This is a genomic window from Microcoleus sp. A6-C6 (assembly GCF_036705955.1).
Lineage (GTDB): Bacteria > Cyanobacteriota > Cyanobacteriia > Cyanobacteriales > Microcoleaceae > Microcoleus.
The window spans coordinates 21656-40758 of sequence record NZ_JAUBVR010000041.1; the positions used below are offsets into that span (position 1 = coordinate 21656).

The window sequence follows — 19103 nt, forward strand, 5'->3', positions numbered from 1 at the left end:
GGGGGCGGCACCGTATCAAAGTATCCCCATTTTATTGCTAATGAATATCGGTATTGTCGGACTTGGTTTAATTGGTGGCTCGATCGCTCTGGATTTACGATCGCGCGGGTTGAATATTTTGGGGGTTTCGAGCCGCCAGCAGACTTGTGATCGCGCGCAAGAACGCGGTGTGGTCTCTGAAGCCAGCATAAACCTGTCTCTGATGGCAGCAGCCGATTTGGTTTTTATTTGCACGCCGTTAGGAGCGATCGAGTCGATCGTCCAAAAATTAATTCCCCATCTTTCCCCTGATACTATCCTAACGGATGTCGGTTCCGTAAAAACACCCATAGTGCAGGCTGTATCTGATCTGTGGCCGAATTTTGTCGGGGGACACCCGATGGCGGGGACTACTGAAAGCGGGATTGAGGCTGCGGTAAGGGATTTGTTTGTGGGGCGGCCTTACGTGGTGACGCCGACTGCTGAGACTCCAGAGGCGGCGGTGGAGAAGGTTGAGGAAATTGCGCGGTTGTTGGGTGCTAAAGTTTACCGGTGCGGCCCCCAAGAGCACGATCGAGCTGTGGCTTGGATTTCTCATTTGCCGTTGATGGCTAGTGCGACGCTGGTTGCTGCGTGCGATCGAGAGGGCGATCGAGATATTGTGAATTTAGCGCAACATTTGGCGAGTTCGGGTTTTCGGGACACGAGCCGCGTTGGGGGTGGCAACCCTGAGCTCGGAGTGATGGTGGCCAAGTACAATCGAGAGCAATTATTGCGATCGCTCTCTATTTACCGCGACACTCTCGACCAGTTCATCAGCGATATCGAGACCGAAAATTGGCAAGCTCTCGAACAGAAGCTGAAGCTGACTCAACAAGCGAGAGATAATTACAACTTGTGAGCCAAAAATTGCTTAAAACTGTCCCCCGTCTCGATTATGATTTGTGGACGCCTATATATTGAGTTTTAATGTACACTTATTCTCGGCTTAAGCGAGTTTTACTGGGTGAATCTCTCCCCACCAGCGCATCTGTTCACGAAAGGCTGAGCAACGCTACAGGACTGGCTGTTCTTGCTTCCGATGCACTGTCGTCTGTTGCCTACGCGACTCAAGAAACTCTGCTGGTGCTGTTACTAGCCGGGAGCAGCAGTTTGAGTTTATCGCTGCCTATTTCTGGAATTATTGTTTTACTATTGGCGATCGTGGCGCTGTCTTACCGACAGACAATTAAAGCGTATCCCAACGGTGGTGGCGCTTACATTGTGGCGCGAGAAAACTTGGGTACTTATCCCGGTTTGATCGCAGCAGGTTCGCTGATGATTGACTACATCCTCACCGTAACTGTGAGTATTTCGGCTGGCATTGCGGCCTTGACTTCAGCAGTTCCCTCGCTGCTGCCCTATACCGTTGAACTGTGCTTAGTTTGTATTGTCCTGATCATGTTTGCCAATCTCCGGGGACTGCGGGAATCTGGCAAGATATTTATGGTTCCCACCTATGCGTTTATTGTGGGCATTTTTATCTTGATTGGTTGCGGTTTATTCCAACAGGCAACAGGTCATCTTTTGCCGGTTTTAGAAAATATTCCAGCTAAGGAACCTTTGGGATTGTTTCTGATCGCGCGCGCTTTTTCGGCGGGCTGTACTGCCCTGACTGGAGTTGAAGCAATCTCGGACGGGGTGTTGGCTTTTAAACCTCCTGAATGGAAGAATGCGCGCCTGACTTTAACTTATTTGGGGGTAATTCTGGGGGTGATGTTTTTAGGAATTAGTTACTTGGCTCATATTTATCAAGTGATTCCCAGAGAAAATGAAACGCTGCTTTCTTTGTTGGGAAAACAGATTTTTGGTGTCGGTATATTTTATTACTATTTGCAGATCGCAACTCTGTTAATTTTGCTGTTGGCGGCGAATACGAGTTATGCGGATTTTCCACGACTTTGTTATTTTTTGGCGCGGGACGGGTTTTTACCGAGGCAGTTGTCGCTGTTGGGCGATCGGCTAGTTTATTCTAATGGCATTAATCTGCTCAGCTTCTGCGCGGCTTTGTTAATTATCATCTTCCAAGGTGATACCACTGCAATAATTCCGCTGTATGCGGTTGGGGTTTTTACTTCTTTTACTCTGTCGCAATCGGGAATGGTAATTCACTGGTTTAAGGAGCGAGGTAAAGGTTGGCAAGCTAGCGCTGTGATGAACGGTATTGGTGCAGTGGCAACCACGGGAGTTTTGGCTGTAATTGTCGCTACCAAATTCCTTTTGGGAGCTTGGGTTGTGGTAGTAACTATTCCGATCGTAGTTAGTCTATTTTTAGCGATTAACCGACACTATCGCTATGTAGCCGCTCGCTTGAGCATTCAGGGAATAGAACCTATATCTTATCCTCCCAGACCTAAAGTTAAGGTGGTGAAACATCCGGCAGTGGTGTTAGTCGGGCAGTTGCACCGGGGAACTTTCGACGCCCTGGATTATGCTCGTTTAATTGCTGATGAAGTTGTGGCGGTTCATGTGGATATTGGTTTGACCGATCGCGCAAAACTGCAAGCGGCTTGGCAAGATTTGCAATCTGACATTCCTTTGGAAATTCTGGAATCGCCTTATCGTTCTGTTGGTGAGGCTTTAACTCACTTTTTGACTTTGTTTGAAGAACAGCGGCCGGGAGTGTTCTTAACGCTGATTATTCCGGCGTTTGTGACGCGAAATTGGTGGGAGGGACTGCTGCACAATCAAACTGCTTTCTTTTTGAAGGCGGCTTTGTTAGCTAAAAAAAGTCGGGTTGTCACGACGGTTCGATATTATCTTTGACATACTCACCGACCTCTTATGTGCGGTGATTATTGACCGAAAAATTGGGTACAAGCCCCGTCCTTCTAGGACGGCTTTAATTGTATTTCTTGAAAAAGCATAGGGTAAATTCGTCGGAATCCCTGCGAAGAAAGAATCCCCATGCCTTTAGGCTGGGGTATGTCAAGCTTCGCTTACTGACGCGACCAAAGCCGTCTTATTCTGTCTCTGCGTCCGTTTTGAATCGAAGCAGCACCGGCGGCGTACAAGCCGATTCAACCGGTGATTGACGTACAAATTGAGGCGCAAATGGTGGGGATAGTCGCTAAAATGAAGCCAGTGTTAACGTTTAAAGAAGACTGGGCGGTTAAAACCGCGTCTACACAAACAAAACCCGCCTCCGCGGGTTAAAGAGCAGGCGGTTGAAATTACGTTGTTTTCTTCAGTCCGCGTCGGCGGACTACCCTCCGGGAAGGCTAACGCCTACGTTTTTCTAGGCGCGGTTTCAACCGTACGTCCTATCTTGTCCAATTATCCCCATCCTCAATTGTCACCAAATCCATCAAAACCTATCCATCCCCTGAAGCGGCTGCTGAAGTACGGGCGCCTCTACCGCCTGAAAATTTGGCTGGCCAGTATCTGTTCGCTGCTGAATAAATTCTTTGATTTGGCGCCGCCAGCATTAATCGGTATTGCTGTTGATGTGGTGGTGAAACAGCAAGATTCTATCCTCGCTCAGTGGGGCATAAAAGATGTCTTTTGGCAACTGGCACTTATCACTGCTGTGAGCGCGATTGTTTGGACGCTGGAATCTGTTTTTGAATATGCCTATGATTATTTGTGGCGCAATTTGGCTCAGGATATTGAACACGATTTGCGTCTGGAAGCTTACAGCCATTTGCAGGAATTAGAATTAGCTTATTTTGAAGAGCGCAGCACTGGTGGTTTGATTTCTATTCTCAATGATGATATTAATCAACTCGAACGTTTTTTGGACGACGGTGCTAATGAGGTGATTCAGGTAATTACCACTGTTGTTGTGATTGGGGCGGCTTTTGTTGCTGCATCTCCTGGTGTTGCTGGGCTGTCAATGCTGCCGATTCCTTTTATTGTTTGGGGTTCGCTCGCTTTTCAAAATCGCCTCGCTCCCCTCTATTCTGATGTGCGGGAAAAGGTGAGTTTTCTGAACGGGCAACTGTCGAATAATTTGACGGGAATTACTACTATTAAAAGCTTTACTTCAGAAGATTATGAAACTCAGCGTATAGAAATACAAAGCCAAGCTTACCGCGAAAGCAACCGGCGGGCGATCGCACTTTCGGCTGCTTTTATTCCGCTGATTCGGATTGTGATTTTTTTGGGGTTTATTGCAACGCTATTTCTGGGCGGCTTGCAGGTGGTAGCAGGCCAGTTGTCGGTGGGTACTTACAGCGTTTTGGTGTTTTTGACTCAGCGCTTGCTGTGGCCTCTGACTCGCTTGGGTGATACTATGGATAGCTACCAGCGGGCAATGGCTTCTACTAATCGGGTGATGAATTTGTTGGATACGCCGATCGCAATTCGCACGGGTGATATTCGGCTGCCGGTGAGTTCGATTAAGGGTGAGCTAGAATTTAAAAATGTTACTTTTTCTTACAATCAAAGAAAACCGATTTTACAGTATTTTTCCCTGACTCTGCAGGCGGGAAAAACTACGGCGATTGTAGGCGCGACTGGTTCGGGAAAAAGTACGCTGGTAAAATTAATTTTGAGGCTGTACGAGGTTCAGTACGGCCAGATTTATCTCGATGGGATAGAATTAACTAATCTGAATTTAAAAGATTTGCGGAGAGCGATCGGATTGGTGAGTCAAGATGTGTTTTTATTTCACGGTACGGTTGCTGAAAATATTGCTTACGGCAGTTTTGAAGCAACTGATCGAGAGATAGTAAATGCTGCTCAAATTGCGGAAGCTGACGAGTTTATCGCACAATTGCCGGACGGTTACAACACTATTGTAGGGGAACGCGGTCAAAAATTGTCGGGGGGACAGCGGCAGCGTATTGCGATTGCGAGGGCTGTTTTGAAGAATCCGCCGATTTTGATTCTGGATGAAGCTACTTCAGCAGTGGATAACGAAACTGAGGCGGCAATTCAGCGATCGCTCGAACGAATTACCAAGAATCGCACTACAATTGCGATCGCCCACCGTCTTTCTACTGTCCGCAATGCCGATTGTATTTTTGTCATGGAACAGGGGCAAGTGGTAGAATCGGGGCAGCACGAACAACTGATCGAACATGACGGAGTTTATGCGTCGCTCTGGCGCGTGCAATCTGGTATAAAATAGAAACGCAGCGCTGTTGGGAATTGGGAATTGGGAATTGGGAATTGGGAATTGGGAATTTGAAACCTAACCGCTAACACCTAACTAATGACTAATGACCAATGACCAATGACTGCAAAATATTAGTTTCTACAAGCAAAGAGAAAAAATGTATTTATTTGGTAGCCCTGATTCAGAACAAAAAAAACAAAACAACTGGCGCCGCAAGTTAGATAAATTTGTGGCAGCCAACAAACAAGAATTGGCGGCTTTAGCTTGGGGGCTGTTTCAGGAAAGGGGAGAGGAAAGCGACGATATTTTGGGCATTGATATTGCCGGAACGCCACGCTTCGTGTACTGTAAAAAAGAGGCTGTTGAAGAGTTAAATCGTCAAGTTAAAAGTCATATTCAGGAAATTTTAGGAGTGCTAAACGCTCACAAACCGGAGAAAGAGGTGGCGATTTTGGCGATCGGCGAAGGTGAAATCAAGCTAATTTTGTTTGAAATTGACCCCGCACCTCCTGATTGCTTTGAACTCGCAGCAACAGATGTCAATACATTGATCGATCGCCTAGAAAAGCAAATGGCTGAATATATCAAAGGATAGATTATAAGTAAGTAATGGCAAAAAAACATAGTATCTTGTAGGGGCGGGTTTAGCTAAAAATCTCTGATACAAGCGACTAAAGAAGTGCAAAACCCGCCCAACCTATCTCATGTTTATTTGTAACCACTTACTTATCAAAATAACCAGCAATCAAAATAACCGGCGGGCGGCGAATCGTCGGTCAAAATTTCAGCTTTATCTAAATTAGGTATAATTTCAGCTAATTCTGTACCTACTTTGACCTCAAGTGCTCTATCTGTTAAGGAAAACGAAAATTCATGCCCATCTTGCAAATATTTTGCCCTGGAAACAATCTCATTTTTCTCTAAAATAGGGCCGTTAGTCCCAATTAAAACACTATTAATATCCTTCCAAGGGCAGACGCATACCTGAGAGAACACACTTTGAAAAGTCTTCACCTTTTGGGCATAAAACTCATCTCTTTGTAGCAGATTTACTAGCACAACTCCGGCGGTTGACAAGTGTTTTTTGCAAAGTTCATAAAATTCTTTGGTTGCCAGTCGGTGCGAAGAGTAGCCGTTGCCAAAAAACACGTCGGTCATAATTATATCATACCGAATGTTTACGCTTTGCTGTTCTAGGTATTTTCTCCCATCTTGGATTGCGACGGTTAGTCTGTCGTCGAACTGCACTCCAAAACACTGTGTAGCTGCTGAAATTGCGATCGCATCTACATCAGCACATTCTATAATAGTTTCCGGCAAATAGTGGTGCATAACTAACGGAATTCTCCCACCACCAAAACCAGCTATATAGATTCTTTGAGGCTGGTTTTGCCAAACTAAACCCAACATCATCGCCTGGGTATATTCTGAAAGTGACATACTCCTACGCCAACTGAGTACAGTATAGCGTAGGCTTCTGGGCGACTCCAGCTATTGCTTCGGACATTGACTGAGCTTTAAAGACGGGATGACCCACCGCCCTATTTTTTATATTTATCGCGGCGTTATGATCGCGGTCAAGACTACATCCACAATTGGGGCAGTCGTGCCATCTTTCATGCAGCTTTTTTGGTACTTTTTCGCCACAACCAGAACAATCTTGTGAAGTATTATAGGCACTTACTGGGATTACCAACAAACCAGCATTTACGGCTTTGTTTGTTAGAATCGACAGAAAGCTTGACCACCCAGCGTCCAACACAGATTTAGCTAGTTTTGTACGAGCAAGTCCTTTAACATTCAAATCTTCAACTGCAACAACGTCATATTTTTTCAATAAATTATTGGCAGTTTTAAAATGAAAATCTTTGCGTTTGTCTGCTACTTTTTTGTGACATTTCCCCAGTTGTTTGACTGCTTTTTGCCTGCGGTTACTGCCTTTTTTACGACGCGAGACTCGCTTTTGAATAGTTCGCAGGCGCTTTTGAGCTTTGCGGTAATGTTGAGGAATTGCTACAGTCTCATTTTCCGATGTTGTTAAGAAATCCTTCAACCCAACATCAATTCCAACAATCTTTTGAGGATTGAACTCTGGTTTAATCTCAGGGACTGTTGAATCTTCTAAACTGAGAGTGACATAGTACCCATCAGCTTTTTTAGTAATAGAGGCGGTTTTGATTTTGAATCCATTAGGTATCGAACGGTGCAAAACAACTTTAATTTTTCCGAACATGGGCAAGTTAATTAAGTTGTTTTGCAAGCAGCCGTCTTTAATTTGAGGATAGGTGAACGTGCGGTAACGGCTGCGTTGTTTAAATCTTGGTCTACCGCTGCGTTTTCCGTTACCATCACCTTTTAAAAAACGATCAAACGTTACCTTAACTCGTTTAACTACGTCTTGGAGGACTTGAGAGTAAATCTCGGCATACCAAGGATGGGTCTTTTTGAGTTGAGGTAACGTCTTTTTTTGGGTGTAATAATCGGGATTTTCCCGTAGTTCAGGTAAGTAACAAACTAGCGGACACGCATTAATGGATGAACGGTTTTGCTCGTACCAGTTGAATCGATCTGCCAACAAATAGTTGTACTGTGCACATAACATTGACAGCCATCTGTCAATCTCAATGGCTTGTGATTTTGTTGGACGTAATCGATACTGGTAAGAAGTTCTCATTTAAGCGGTGAATGTGTAATTTCAATCGCGATTCATCAATTGTTAATATACTTGAATGCGTTACTTTATGTCAAGTACGCGAATAAATATTTTATTTATACATTCAAAATTTTATTTATACATTCAAAGAAACTTCTATTATTAAGTATTAACTTTTATTGCCAAATCTCAACGGTCGACAGAAATGGTTGAAAAAAGTCGAATAAAATAATTTGTTCGCCTCGTCATCCACCCGTCATCGGTCAAAACATAGTTTTGAGTGGGTTGACAGGTGGAATCCTCGTCTCACCGCGTCTTTCATCCCACACTAATCGAAGCGATATAGTGTGGGGATTCCCGTCTGTTTAGCTAAAAATTCGTAACTACTAATACTCGCATTCTCTCCTCGCTCCAGCGGTAATCAGCGAGCACTTTAGTTTCGGGATTTTCGTGGATAAATTCAATATTTTCAGTGTAATGTGTAGGCAAAATTTCCCGCAGGCGAATCATGTATTTGTAGTATTCCAACAACTATCGTGCGCACCCTAGCGATCCAGCAAGCTCTACACCAGCAACCGGAGCTCTGATTTAGAGCAAAAATGTAGCTAAAGTAACTAAAACTTATTAATCGCTGTTTATGAAAAGTAATTTAACTTTTGATAAGTATATAAATCGTGATAAAAATTTAACAATTGTAACTAAAGGAACATTTTTTAGCTGACAGAGCCAATACCGTAGAAAGATGTCATTTTAGGCGGAAAGGGCGAGGATGAGTTTGTAATTATAAGGCAAGGGAAACCAGAAAGATAAAGGCTTGATTTAACTAGATTTCCGCGCGATCTACATTAAGTCAAGTTTGAGCCAAGAAGAGCAATGATTATTTTTGCTTATGCCTTGGCAGCACTGGTCTTATATTTCTGAACTGGCAAACTCGGCAGAACCCAAATCAGCTTAGACGACTGCTGCTACCTCAGTAATTGGTAATCGGTGAAAATCTCATCCGTCCCTGTTACCTGTTAGATATTCCGAGCAGTGGCTCTAGGGTTCTAAAAGTTTAATTTGGGATGTTGGCGAATTACCGTTACTGTAAAAACTCTGGAGTGTAAAAAATGCTAAAACAAATGTGTTGGTTGCCCAGATTGGGAGGAAATGGAGAAAAGATATTGCACTTGCGTACCGAAGTGCGTCAAGCATGGCGGCCTTATACAGCTTTTCCGCAGTTCGCTGCGTCCGACTACCTCGAACCGGGCGGTTCTAAGGGATGGGCAACTTTTCAGAAGCTGATTACTCAAGGGTGGAATTTAATATCGACTGAAGAAGGGCAGCAGTCGTTTTTTGACGAACAGAAAAGTGCTTGATCGAGCCGAAACCGCAGGAATAAAAGAAGAGGTCAAATCCTCTTCTTTTTATTAGTTCGCGATCGCCTAAACTGGGTTTTTTAACCCTAATACTTCGTTGAAGCGGTAAGGTGCGCACTGCGCACCCTACATAATTTTTAGATTTTTGCCAGTTGGAAGTAAATTAGCCGATCGCCATTTCTCTCTGTCCTGGTGTTGCTATCCGATCGAACATCGGCTGGCGGGTTTTTAAATTAAACCGGTATCCGTGGGGGAGGATGTGCAACTTCGCGCCGCAAATCGCCAAAGCCTCATCCTTCAACAGTCCGTCTATATTGTCGTGGAGTTTGTCCGACTCGTCGATGACAGTTACAGCGCCTTCGCCAATAACTTCAAAGTGGTCGTCGCTGACTAAAATAGCTGTATTTTCGTCAATCCCAAATCCCAAGACTGCTGGTTGCACCAAGAGTGCGGAAACTAAACGTCCGAGACGACCTCGCTGGGCGAAATGCTGGTCGATGACAATTCCCGGCAGGAAACCCATTCCCGGGCCCATTGCTACTACCTCAACCCGTGGATTTGTCTCCGAATCTCCTTCAATAATCATGATGTCTGGCATCATCGCCGCGCCGGCACTGGTGCCACCAATGATCGCCCCTTCCGAGTAGCGTTTGTGCATAGCTGCGTCGAGTTTCGTGTCTTTCAAGCAGCTAATAATCCGCGCTTGCTCTCCGCCGGTAAAGAATATGCCGGTCGCTTGTTCGATCGCTTCTAAATAATCTGGATTGTCGGCATCTTCGGGTTTCTGGGTGTCAACAACTCGCACCTCTTCTGCGCCCAGCCGCTCAAACACTCGGATGTAATTATCTCCGACTTCTCCCGGCAGGCTTGTGGCAGCCGTCATCACTACAATGCGGGCTTTAGTGCCTCCGGCGCACCGCAAGAATTCCCGCAGAATTTTGCAGTCCCCGTCTTTGTCTTCGGCGCCGCCAATAATTAGCAATTTCCCCTGATTTTTGCCGCTAGCCATACGCTGTGTACTTTTAATTGATTATATTTCAATAAAACATAATCTTTTTTGTCTGGAAAACTGCTAAAAGGTAGAGATTTCTAAGACTAACCCCTCCCTACTAGGAGGGGTCAAAAAATGAGTCTAGATTCTCGGACTGACGCGGGCGGGGTCATCAACCGGCTTTCAGGTGGGATTTTTCGCCGCTCCTGATGTTAGTTTTTCCGACAAACCGGGTTGATGAGCGCAATTGCTAAATGAGTCCGATCGCCAGTTAGTGCGATCGTTCGAGCAAACTGCTCAACACTGTACGCGCCCGTTCTAAAGGCAAGTGTCTCGGTTTGCCGTTCCAGACAATCTGATATTCGTTGCTGTTTTGACCGTCGCCGTACCCAGAAATCAGCTTGAGGTGAAATGCTTCCTCAGCTAATTGATGAACTTTATCCCTTAGAGCAGTTTGTGCGATTTTCATAATTTGCTGCCTCTTAAATCCTTTTTCACAGTCATAGCCAATTTTAGTTAGCGTTGTACCTCTCCAAAGTTATAGTTTTTTTAAGTAGTCATTAGTTATTGGTAATTGCTCGCGGAGAATTGGCGATCGGGAGTTTTGTATCATTGCTGACAACTTAAACTAGGGAGCATTTGTCAATCAGCAATTTTACTTATATTTTGGCTATAAAACTGAGATTTGGGGGGACGTGCGGCGCGCCGTATTTATGCCCGCTCACCCCCAAATTGCGAATTTTCCACTTTTCTCAAAAGCAGTTTTTTGAGTAGTTTTACCGATTGACAAATGCAGCGTTAGTTTTAATTTTTCACTAATGGTCTTGTATGCTGCGCGAGTCTTGTATACTTCGCGAGTCTTGTATGCTGCGCGAGTGCGGACATCACGGCGAAAGCAAAACACAGATGCTCGCTCTCTGAAATATAGCAGTGCCCACTCTCGATGAGGTATCGATCCCTCAATCTACAATCTAAAATCTAAAACTTGTTCGCTCGCGAGTTGTGCTGAGCGTCTTGTGCTGAGCGACTTGTGAGCCAGCGTAGCCGAAGCAAGCCGAAGCAAGCCGAAGCAAGCCGAAGTATCTAAAATCTTACCTTTGTGAGAAAGGCTATATCTATGCCGGCAGGTAGTATGCAATGCACCGAGAGGAGAGTTAATCTGACCAATTAGTTAAAAGGAGGTTAGAAAATGCTGCAAGAAAAAAGTACCGAGACAGCCCGCGTCAATGCTCGAAAAACTGATGTATTTGATATTTTCAACTTCAAACACTACATCGGGCCAAACCCTTACCTAGAAACAGCGGCTTTAGTGTTCGATTTGGCGGTAACGGATGCGAGCGAACTAAAGCCGATCGCACATTACCATGAAATTATTGGCGATCGCTACCCGCAACTGCTGCACGAAACTTTCTCCAACCACGCCCAACTGTTCGGCCGCACCGCCTCAGAAGTAGCCAAACTCGACATGGGTTTGCACTTCCAACACTGGAACATCAAGCCATTTTCTCAGTTTAACAGAATCAGCATAGAAGCACTTCACGCCCGCAGCGCCCGATCCGTAGTTTACGCTGTTTGGGATTGGTTTGAAGCGATCAATCAAAATCAAGACTTCCCATTGTCAGCACAAATAGGCGCGCTGCAAAATATGTTCCGGCAGTCTGTTTACGGAGGCCCGACAGTTTATTCATTAATGCGATCGGCATCCCAAAAAGGCATTCCCACATTTTATTTGTGGGATGAAGGACTGATGCAATACGGTTACGGCAAAAAACTGGTGCGCGGCTCTGCAACAACTTTTGATTCTGATAGCCATTTAGACTCAGATTTTACCACGCGCAAAGACGATTGTAAAGCTTTTCTCGCTACCTTAGGATTTCCTGTTCCCAAAGGAGATATCGTCTCTACAGAAAACGGAGTTCTGGCAGTTGCCAGAGAAATTGGCTACCCAGTTGCTATCAAACCAGTAGTCGGTCATAAAGGAATTGGCGTAACAGCAGATGTCCGAGATGCTGAAGAATTGCAGGCGGCTTTTAAAAGAGCAGTTAAGGCAATTCCCGAAACAGAACCGGTGCGAGTAATTGTGGAAAACAGCATCAAAGGATCGGATTTTAGGCTGCTGTGTGTTGACGGCAAATTTGTTTCTGCAACTGAACGCCGGCCCGCTTCGGTAACAGGAGACGGCGACTTAACAATTCGCGAATTGATCCGCCGTGAAAACCGCAAACCCGAACGTTTGGATACGCCAACTTCGGCGATGAGCAAAATTCAGTCCGATGAAGCGATGGAAATGTATCTGGAAGAACAAGGGCTGTCATTGGATAGCGTGTTAGAGCGCGATCGCACTGTTTCTTTGCGGAAAGTTGCCAATCTTTCCGCAGGCGGCGTCAGCATCGACGCTACCCGCACCGTTCACCCCGATAACATTGTTTTGGCTCAAGATATCGCCCAACATTTTCGGTTAACTTGTTTGGGGGTTGATGTGATCACAGAAACTCTCGCCAAATCTTGGAAAACAGGCAATTTTGGGATTCTCGAAATCAATGCTGCGCCGGGAATTTTCATGCACCTCAATCCGGCTGTCGGATTAGGGGTTGATGTGCCTTCGCATATTATCGAAACTTTCTTTGAATCGGGAAAATCAGCCAGAATTCCCATTATTACTTTTAACCGAATTTCGGCGCAGGAACTGCAAGAAATAATCGACCACATTCTATTGCAGCATCCCGATTGGACGGTGGGCGCTGTTTGTCGCACTGGACTTTTCGTCAACCGTTCTGAAAAGGTGATGAATAAGAATTACAATGTGAACGTGCAAACTTTGCTGCGGAATCCCAAGCTCGATTTGTTGATTGCTGAATATCCCGAAGATGTTTTGGAAGCTGAGGGAATGTTTTATCGGGGCAGCAATATGGTGGTGCTGGACAATCCGGGGGAAACTGAGATGATTTTGGTCAGAGAATGCACTGATGAGGATACTGTTGTGGTGCGGGAAGGGAATAATATTTCTATTCGCCACCAGGGGTTGATCGAACAGTACAGTCTGGGGGATGACGAACCGTTTACGCGGGTTTATTTGAAGGAAATAGGGACTGTTTTGTAAGCTTCGCACCTATGGAAAGGTGCGCCGAAGAACACCCTACAGTTAACATTTAGCGCACCTTACTTAGGTAAGGTGTGCCCATAAGCACCCTACAGTTAAAAGTTGGGTTTGATACGCCACAACAATTTATAATTTTCAGAAGGCCAGATTACCAATTACTAATTACGATGTCTTTACAATTTATTAGCATTCCGCCAACAACCGATCGCAAACCAGTCGCTTTAATTGTCGCTTTGCACGGGTGGGGTGCTAATGCTCAGGATTTGACGGCTTTAGCACCGGCTTTCAATTTGCCAGATTATCAGTTTGTGTTTCCCGACGCCCCGTTTCCCCATCCGCAGGTAATGAGCGGAAAAGCGTGGTATGACTTGGCAAATAAAGATGCTCAGGGATTGATAGAAAGTCGGCAATTGCTGACGGAATTGTTGCTGTCTTTGGAAAGCAGCACGGGCGTGCCTTTGTCTCGGACGATTTTAGGGGGCTTTTCTCAAGGCGGAGCGATGACTCTGGATGTGGGCTTGACTTTGCCGGTAGCGGGTTTAATTTGTCTGAGCGGTTATTTGCATTCGTCGATTTCGCCCGTTGCTGGGAGCGCTTTGCCACCTGTTTTGATCGTGCACGGTACTCAAGATACTATTGTGCCCGTTAGTGCTGCGGTGCGATCGCGCGACAGTTTGACTGCTTGGGGAGCTCAGGTGCAGTATCGAGAATTTAACATGGGACACGAGATTCTGCCGGAAGTTGTAGATGTAATGCGAAGTTTTGTTGTAGAAACTGTGTCGAAATGTGATTAAAGGCTTAGTATATAGTATGGCGGAAGTCTAGGGCAGGGGTAAAAAACATGAAAACTTTAACCAAAGCATCGCGCGATATTGCTGTACTTACTTCTCAAGACGTGGCAGAATTGGCTGTCCGTTTGGAGGTTGACGATTATACTGATCCTTTTGAGGGATTGAATGATTGGCATTTGTTGCGATCGCTTGCCTTTCAGCGGCCGGAGTTGGTTGAACCCTATCTCCACCTTCTGGATATGGAAGCCTACGACGAAGCATAGGCTTGAAAATCTAGCTTAAAATTTTCGATGGAATTGAGGAAGAAGTGGGCAGCATTTTTTGTTGCGGATTGAACAGATGAGCTATGGATTTATATCTGTTTTCATCTCAACTTCTTTCTTGATTCTTTTTTATGAGAAAATGACAAAAGGTTCGTAGTGAGGACTTTAGTCCTTCATGGATGCGGACTAAAGTCCTCACTACAAACCAATTTTATAAGGTTCGTAGTGAGGACTTTAGTCCTTCATGGATGCGGACTAAAGTCCTCACTACAAACCAATTTTATAAGCTTTGTAGTGAGGACTTTAGTCCTTCATGGATGCGGACTAAAGTCCTCACTACAAACCAATTTTATATCTAAAATAATATTATAAGTGATTCCTGTTTTATCTAAAATCTCAAATCCTATGGTGAAAGGTAGACGGATTTTAATCGGTGTTAGTGGCGGGATTGCGGCTTATAAAGTTTGCGAAGTAGTTTCAACTTTGGCGAAGGCTGGAGCTGATGTTAAAGTGATTGTTACTGATGCGGCTGGGGAGTTTGTAACGCCTTTAACTTTTGCTACTCTTTCCCGCCATCCTGCTTTTACGGATCAAGATTTTTGGCAAGCAAATCACGGCCGCCCGCTGCATATTCAACTGGGAGAATGGGCGGAAGTTTTTGTAATCGCTCCCCTGACTGCTAATACTTTGGCGAAGCTGGCGGGGGGTTTTGCTGATAATTTGCTGACGAATACTGTCTTAGCTTCTACTTGCCCGATTCTGCTGGCGCCGGCGATGAATACGGATATGTGGGAACAGCCGGCGGTGCAGCGGAATTGGCGGGAAGTGTTGGCTTATCGGCGCTATCATGCTGCGAATCCGGGAGCGGGTATGCTGGCGTGCGATCGCGCGGGTGTTGGCCGCATGGCAGAACCTGGTGAGATTTTGCCTCATATTGAGTCGCTTTTGTATACGAAGGGCGATCGAGATTTAGCGGGAAAACGGGTGTTAATCAGCGCGGGAGGAACGCGGGAACACCTCGATCCGGTGAGGTTTATCGGCAATCCTTCGACGGGTAAAATGGGCGTAGCTTTGGCGCAAGCTGCACAGCATCGAGGGGCGACTGTGACGCTGGTACACAGTATCACTGGCGAATTACCTCTGTCAGGCGTGCGGGCGATCGCAGTTACCAGTGCACAAGAAATGCGGCAGGCGATGCTGGAATGCTTTCACGATGCGGATTTGACGGTGATGGCGGCGGCGGTGGCGGATGTGAAACCGGCTGATTATAGTAGTGAGAAATTGCCGAAGCGATCGCTCCCCAATTCTTTACCGTTAGCACCGGTAGCGGATATTGTGGCAGAGTTGGGGAACCTAAAACAGCCGCACCAAAAACTCGTTGGGTTTGCAGCACAAACTGGGGATATTGTCAAGCCTGCATTGGAGAAATTGCGGGCTAAGAAGCTGGATGCGATCGCGGCAAACCCGATCGATCAAATAGGTGCAGGTTTCGGCAGCAATACCAATCAAGCAATATTAATTAATGCCGCCGGCAAGCAAGTAGAAATAGCACCTTGCAGCAAGCTAGAAATGGCTCACAGATTGTTAGATTTTGTAACGGAAAGACGAGGTTCGTAGTGAGGACTTTAGTCCTTCTTGACTAAACGCAAATAGAAAGGACTGAAGTCCTCACTACGAACCTAATAAAATTGTTATAAATTAGCAGTTTCTGGGGATAATTCTAATTCCATAAATTCCGTTGATTCTGACTCAGCCGGCAACTCAATATCTGCGACACTAATTTCTAGTTTAAATCCTAACACTTCCAGCAATTCTACCAAACTATAAATTTCCGCACCTCCACTTTCTGTCAGCATCTGATCGAGCTTTTCGTGATATTCTTTTGCTGACTCCGAAAGAGCATTCATCCTGATTCTAGCCTCAATCACCTTTCTGATGGCATTTCTCAGGAGTGCGGATTCAGGGTCTTTTTCTTCCAAGATAGCCCCGATAAATCCAGCAGCGTGTTCAGCATCTTTGAGAGATTCAATGAGAGACTCGTAATAGCTATCGCTCGTCGGCATTTTCATTTCTTTCATAGTCTGCTGAATACTCCTTCGCTTTGAGAATATCTTGTTCTTGGGTACTTTTATCCCCACTACAGAGGAGAAGTACAATTGTCTCTCCTACTTGTCTAAAATAAATCCGGTAGCCCGGGCCGTAGTTGATCCTGAGTTCAAAAACTCCTTGTCCTACTGACTTATAATCCCCGAAATTGCCGAGGATAACTCGCTCAAGCCTTGCATCAATCTTAACTTGGGCTTTGCTATCTCGTAGGGAATAGTACCACTCTAAGAACGGAATCCTGCCATCTGGTCGGATGTAACGTCGAATGTCCCTGGGTTGTACTTCCATGATTTTATCGCACTTGCTCGGCAATTTCTATCGTAGGGCGATCGACAGTACATTCAGCCGGCAACTCAATATCTGCGACAGTAATTTCTAGTTTAAATCCTAACGCTTCTAGCAATTCTACCAAACTATAAATTTCCGCACCTCCGCTTTCAGTCAGCATCAGATCAAGTTTTTCGTGATATTCTTTTGCTGGCTCCGAAATATCATTCATCCTGACGCGAGCCTCAATCACCTTTCTGATGGCATTTCTCAGCAGTGCTGGTTCAGGATCTTTTTCTTCCAAAATAGCCCCGATGTAACCAGCAGCTTCTTCGGGATCTTTGAGAGATTCAATGAGGTACTCGCGGTAGCTATCGCTGGTAGGCATTTTCATTTCTTTCATAGTCGGCTGAATACTGTAACTTGTTATAAATTAGCAGGTTCTGGGGATAACTCTAATTCCATAAAGTCCTTTGATTCGGCATCAGCAGACAACTCACTATCTTCAACACTAATTTCTAGTTTAAATCCTAACGCTTCGAGCAATTCTACCAAACTATAAATTTCCGCACCTCCACTTTCTGTCAGCATCTTGTCGAGCTTTTCCCATTGAAGTTGAGCTGACTCTGATAAATTGTTGAACTTTAGCCGAGAATCTACAACATCTTTGAGAACCATTTGGAGCAATTTAGGTTCATCGCTGGCTTCAGTCAATGTTACTTCAATATAACCTGCTGCTTCTTGGGCATTTCTCAGAGATTCGATCAGAAATTCTTGGTAACTTCTACTCGTTGGTGCTTTCACGTCTTTCATAGTCTCTCCAATATTGAATAGCTTTGCCAATATCTCGCTCTTGAGTGCTCTTATCTCCACCTATTAGCAGAAGTACAATTGTCAGCCCGACTTGTCCAAAGTAAAGCCGATATCCAGGGCCAAAGTCAATTTTGAGTTCAAAAACTCCTTCTCCGACGGCCTTACAATCTCCTAGATTACCAGTCATGACTCGCTTAAGCCTTAACCGAATCTTGTTTTTGCCTGTGGTATCCCGGAGTGAGTTATACCAATCTTCAAAAGGATTTGTCTCATCTGCTCTCAGGTAGTTGCGAATTTCCCTGGGTTGTACTTCCATAATTTTATCCTACTTTATTGACAATTTCTATCGTAGGGCGATCGACACCGCATTAAGTGGGAAAATCATACTTAAGACAGAGGCATTCTATAGACAAAATAGTAAACCTTGTTTGAGGAAACAAAGTTTAAATCAAACAGGGGATTGTCAATGAATTTTAAATCGATCGCAAAAACCAATCTACTATTCGGAAGCCTGATAATTAGCCTCGGATTGCAAACACTTCCAGCCGCCGCCGCAGTCACCGACGCGCAAGTTTCCGCCCTCGTAGAAGCGCTGCGACAAGCCGCGCCGCCGCAAACCGCAAATGACGGAATGTACAGTCAGTGGCAAGTTTTACCCAACAATATTTCCCGCTGGGCCAAATTCTGTACCAAACAAGATTTAACACCGCAACAATTTGAAGCCGACGCGACAAAAGCCAAATCAATTGTTACTTGTATCGTGGGCGATTTGCTGCGCGACGAATACAAAGCTAGCAGCAACAATGAATTAACCGCTGTACGTCGCGCCGCTTGTTGGTGGATGACTGGGGAATCCGCAGCTTGCAAAAGTGGCGCAACTGCTACTTTTGCGGATAAGGTTGTCAGCGTTTATCAGCAGCAGCGGGCTAAAAAGTAAGGTTTGTGCTGCGGGATCTCGATTTCTTTGACCGCAGATTCAGGCAGGTTAGCGCAGATTAACGCAGATGTGCGATCGGTTTCATTCCCCGATCGCCAATTCATCTTCTTTTAAAATAACTCTTAGCCTAAATCCTAGCGCATCCAATAACGCGATCAAAGTGTAAATTTCATCAGCGCCACTTTCGGAAATAATTTTATCTAGTTTTTCGTGGTGCACCTTAGCTGGCTTTGAGAGATTGTTCGCCCGCAAACGCGCATCAATTACGTCTTGAAATTCCGCCCGCAGCAGTTGAGAATCCGGTGATTCCGCTTCTAAAGCCACACTCAGGTAAGCCGCAGCTTCGGCGGGGTTTTTTAGCGATTCAATTAGTGCATTTAGCCAGCTATCACTGGTTTGCGCTGTCACGTTGTTCATATTCTGCCCAATACTCCTTAGCCTTGAGAATGTCTCGATCTTGAGTGCTTTTATCGCCCCCACAGAGGAGAAGCACAATTGTTAATCCGATTTGTCCGAAGTAGACGCGGTAGCCTGGGCCCCAGTCAATTCTCAGATCAAAAACTCCTCCTCCTACTGAACGATAATCTCCCAGATTGCCAAGACTTACTCGTTTTAGCCTATTGTTAATTTTAGCTCTGGTATTGCGATCGTGCAGGGAATCGATCCACTCGGCAAAAGGAACTCTGCCATCACTTATAATATAACGCCTAATTTCCCTCGGTTGTACTTCCATGCTTTTAGTTA

At 45.2% G+C, this 19103-nt stretch carries 23 protein-coding genes; 11 read left to right on the forward strand and 12 right to left on the reverse strand.

Annotation, left to right across the window (positions count from 1 at the left end; translation table 11 throughout):
• Window positions 1-40 precede the first annotated feature (40 nt).
• The 5 genes from QUB52_RS17340 to ccmS all read left to right on the forward strand — a co-directional run bounded on the left by QUB52_RS17340 (window position 41) and on the right by ccmS (window position 5675).
• Complete coding sequence (locus tag QUB52_RS17340) at window positions 41-880, forward strand: prephenate/arogenate dehydrogenase (RefSeq protein ID WP_265237262.1); 840 nt, start codon at window positions 41-43, stop codon at window positions 878-880.
• 68 nt (window positions 881-948) lie between these two features.
• Window positions 949-2784, forward strand: coding sequence for an APC family permease (locus tag QUB52_RS17345; RefSeq protein ID WP_265237260.1), 1836 nt, complete (start codon window positions 949-951; stop codon window positions 2782-2784).
• Between the two features lie 222 nt (window positions 2785-3006).
• Entirely contained in the window at window positions 3007-3174 is a 168-nt protein-coding gene (locus QUB52_RS17350) for an RtcB family protein (protein WP_332974982.1), read from the forward strand.
• A 109-nt stretch (window positions 3175-3283) separates the two neighbouring features.
• Window positions 3284-5092, forward strand: coding sequence for an ABC transporter ATP-binding protein (locus tag QUB52_RS17355; protein WP_442923220.1), 1809 nt, complete (start codon window positions 3284-3286; stop codon window positions 5090-5092).
• Window positions 5093-5237: 145 nt separating this feature from the next.
• Window positions 5238-5675, forward strand: a complete 438-nt coding sequence (gene ccmS, locus QUB52_RS17360; protein WP_332970078.1) for a beta-carboxysome assembly chaperone CcmS — start codon at window positions 5238-5240, stop codon at window positions 5673-5675.
• Window positions 5676-5809: 134 nt separating this feature from the next.
• Here ccmS and QUB52_RS17365 read toward each other — a convergent pair whose 3' ends face one another.
• The 3 genes from QUB52_RS17365 to QUB52_RS17375 form a co-directional block, all read right to left on the reverse strand.
• Entirely contained in the window at window positions 5810-6520 is a 711-nt protein-coding gene (locus QUB52_RS17365) for a spermidine synthase (protein ID WP_332974964.1), read from the reverse strand.
• 4 nt (window positions 6521-6524) lie between these two features.
• The gene (locus tag QUB52_RS17370) at window positions 6525-7754 is read right to left on the reverse strand and encodes an RNA-guided endonuclease InsQ/TnpB family protein (RefSeq protein ID WP_332976223.1); all 1230 of its coding nucleotides are present in this window, start codon (window positions 7752-7754) and stop codon (window positions 6525-6527) included.
• Window positions 7755-8102: 348 nt separating this feature from the next.
• Window positions 8103-8261, reverse strand: coding sequence for a hypothetical protein (locus QUB52_RS17375; RefSeq protein WP_265238926.1), 159 nt, complete (start codon window positions 8259-8261; stop codon window positions 8103-8105).
• Between the two features lie 581 nt (window positions 8262-8842).
• Between QUB52_RS17375 and QUB52_RS17380 the strand changes: the two genes are divergently transcribed.
• Window positions 8843-9091, forward strand: coding sequence for a hypothetical protein (locus QUB52_RS17380; RefSeq protein ID WP_265238927.1), 249 nt, complete (start codon window positions 8843-8845; stop codon window positions 9089-9091).
• Between the two features lie 163 nt (window positions 9092-9254).
• Here the strand turns inward: QUB52_RS17380 and QUB52_RS17385 are convergent, their stop codons facing one another.
• Together QUB52_RS17385 and QUB52_RS17390 are read right to left on the reverse strand one after the other, a co-directional pair.
• Window positions 9255-10100 (reverse strand): cyanophycinase, encoded by an 846-nt coding sequence (locus QUB52_RS17385; RefSeq protein ID WP_265238928.1) that lies wholly within the window; start codon window positions 10098-10100, stop codon window positions 9255-9257.
• A 253-nt stretch (window positions 10101-10353) separates the two neighbouring features.
• A complete protein-coding gene (locus tag QUB52_RS17390) occupies window positions 10354-10551 on the reverse strand; it encodes a hypothetical protein (protein WP_265238929.1) in 198 nt (65 codons plus the stop codon).
• 720 nt (window positions 10552-11271) lie between these two features.
• On the opposite strand from QUB52_RS17390, the gene QUB52_RS17395 reads away from it, so the two are divergent.
• The 4 genes from QUB52_RS17395 to coaBC all read left to right on the forward strand — a co-directional run bounded on the left by QUB52_RS17395 (window position 11272) and on the right by coaBC (window position 15853).
• Window positions 11272-13182: an ATP-binding protein gene (locus QUB52_RS17395; protein ID WP_265238930.1), complete on the forward strand. Its 1911-nt coding sequence runs from the start codon at window positions 11272-11274 to the stop codon at window positions 13180-13182.
• A gap of 167 nt (window positions 13183-13349) precedes the next feature.
• A complete protein-coding gene (locus tag QUB52_RS17400) occupies window positions 13350-13976 on the forward strand; it encodes an alpha/beta hydrolase (protein ID WP_332974948.1) in 627 nt (208 codons plus the stop codon).
• Window positions 13977-14023: 47 nt separating this feature from the next.
• Window positions 14024-14236 carry a protein IsiD gene (isiD, locus tag QUB52_RS17405; protein ID WP_006632739.1) on the forward strand — a complete coding sequence of 71 codons (213 nt, stop codon included), beginning with the start codon at window positions 14024-14026 and terminating at the stop codon, window positions 14234-14236.
• Window positions 14237-14641: 405 nt separating this feature from the next.
• Window positions 14642-15853 (forward strand): bifunctional phosphopantothenoylcysteine decarboxylase/phosphopantothenate--cysteine ligase CoaBC, encoded by a 1212-nt coding sequence (gene coaBC, locus QUB52_RS17410; RefSeq protein WP_332974949.1) that lies wholly within the window; start codon window positions 14642-14644, stop codon window positions 15851-15853.
• 74 nt (window positions 15854-15927) lie between these two features.
• Here coaBC and QUB52_RS17415 read toward each other — a convergent pair whose 3' ends face one another.
• From QUB52_RS17415 to QUB52_RS17435, 5 genes are read right to left on the reverse strand one after another with little or no spacing between them, the layout of a single operon-like run.
• Window positions 15928-16314, reverse strand: coding sequence for a helix-turn-helix domain-containing transcriptional regulator (locus QUB52_RS17415; protein ID WP_265239110.1), 387 nt, complete (start codon window positions 16312-16314; stop codon window positions 15928-15930).
• Window positions 16283-16630 (reverse strand): type II toxin-antitoxin system RelE/ParE family toxin, encoded by a 348-nt coding sequence (locus tag QUB52_RS17420; protein ID WP_265239111.1) that lies wholly within the window; start codon window positions 16628-16630, stop codon window positions 16283-16285. Before QUB52_RS17420 ends, QUB52_RS17415 begins: the two co-directional genes overlap by 32 nt.
• A gap of 4 nt (window positions 16631-16634) precedes the next feature.
• Window positions 16635-16997, reverse strand: coding sequence for a helix-turn-helix domain-containing transcriptional regulator (locus QUB52_RS17425; RefSeq protein WP_332974950.1), 363 nt, complete (start codon window positions 16995-16997; stop codon window positions 16635-16637).
• A gap of 38 nt (window positions 16998-17035) precedes the next feature.
• Window positions 17036-17422, reverse strand: coding sequence for a helix-turn-helix domain-containing transcriptional regulator (locus QUB52_RS17430; protein ID WP_332974952.1), 387 nt, complete (start codon window positions 17420-17422; stop codon window positions 17036-17038).
• Window positions 17394-17738 carry a type II toxin-antitoxin system RelE/ParE family toxin gene (locus tag QUB52_RS17435; RefSeq protein WP_332974953.1) on the reverse strand — a complete coding sequence of 115 codons (345 nt, stop codon included), beginning with the start codon at window positions 17736-17738 and terminating at the stop codon, window positions 17394-17396. Before QUB52_RS17435 ends, QUB52_RS17430 begins: the two co-directional genes overlap by 29 nt.
• 150 nt (window positions 17739-17888) lie before the next feature.
• Between QUB52_RS17435 and QUB52_RS17440 the strand changes: the two genes are divergently transcribed.
• Entirely contained in the window at window positions 17889-18359 is a 471-nt protein-coding gene (locus QUB52_RS17440; protein ID WP_265239112.1) for a hypothetical protein, read from the forward strand.
• An 81-nt stretch (window positions 18360-18440) separates the two neighbouring features.
• On the opposite strand, the gene QUB52_RS17445 is transcribed toward QUB52_RS17440, so the two are convergent.
• Both QUB52_RS17445 and QUB52_RS17450 read right to left on the reverse strand, forming a co-directional pair.
• Window positions 18441-18776 carry a helix-turn-helix domain-containing transcriptional regulator gene (locus QUB52_RS17445; RefSeq protein WP_265239113.1) on the reverse strand — a complete coding sequence of 112 codons (336 nt, stop codon included), beginning with the start codon at window positions 18774-18776 and terminating at the stop codon, window positions 18441-18443.
• On the reverse strand, window positions 18748-19092 hold the full coding sequence (locus QUB52_RS17450; RefSeq protein WP_332974955.1) for a type II toxin-antitoxin system RelE/ParE family toxin: 345 nt from the start codon (window positions 19090-19092) through the stop codon (window positions 18748-18750). Before QUB52_RS17450 ends, QUB52_RS17445 begins: the two co-directional genes overlap by 29 nt.
• Between the last annotated feature and the right edge of the window lie 11 nt (window positions 19093-19103).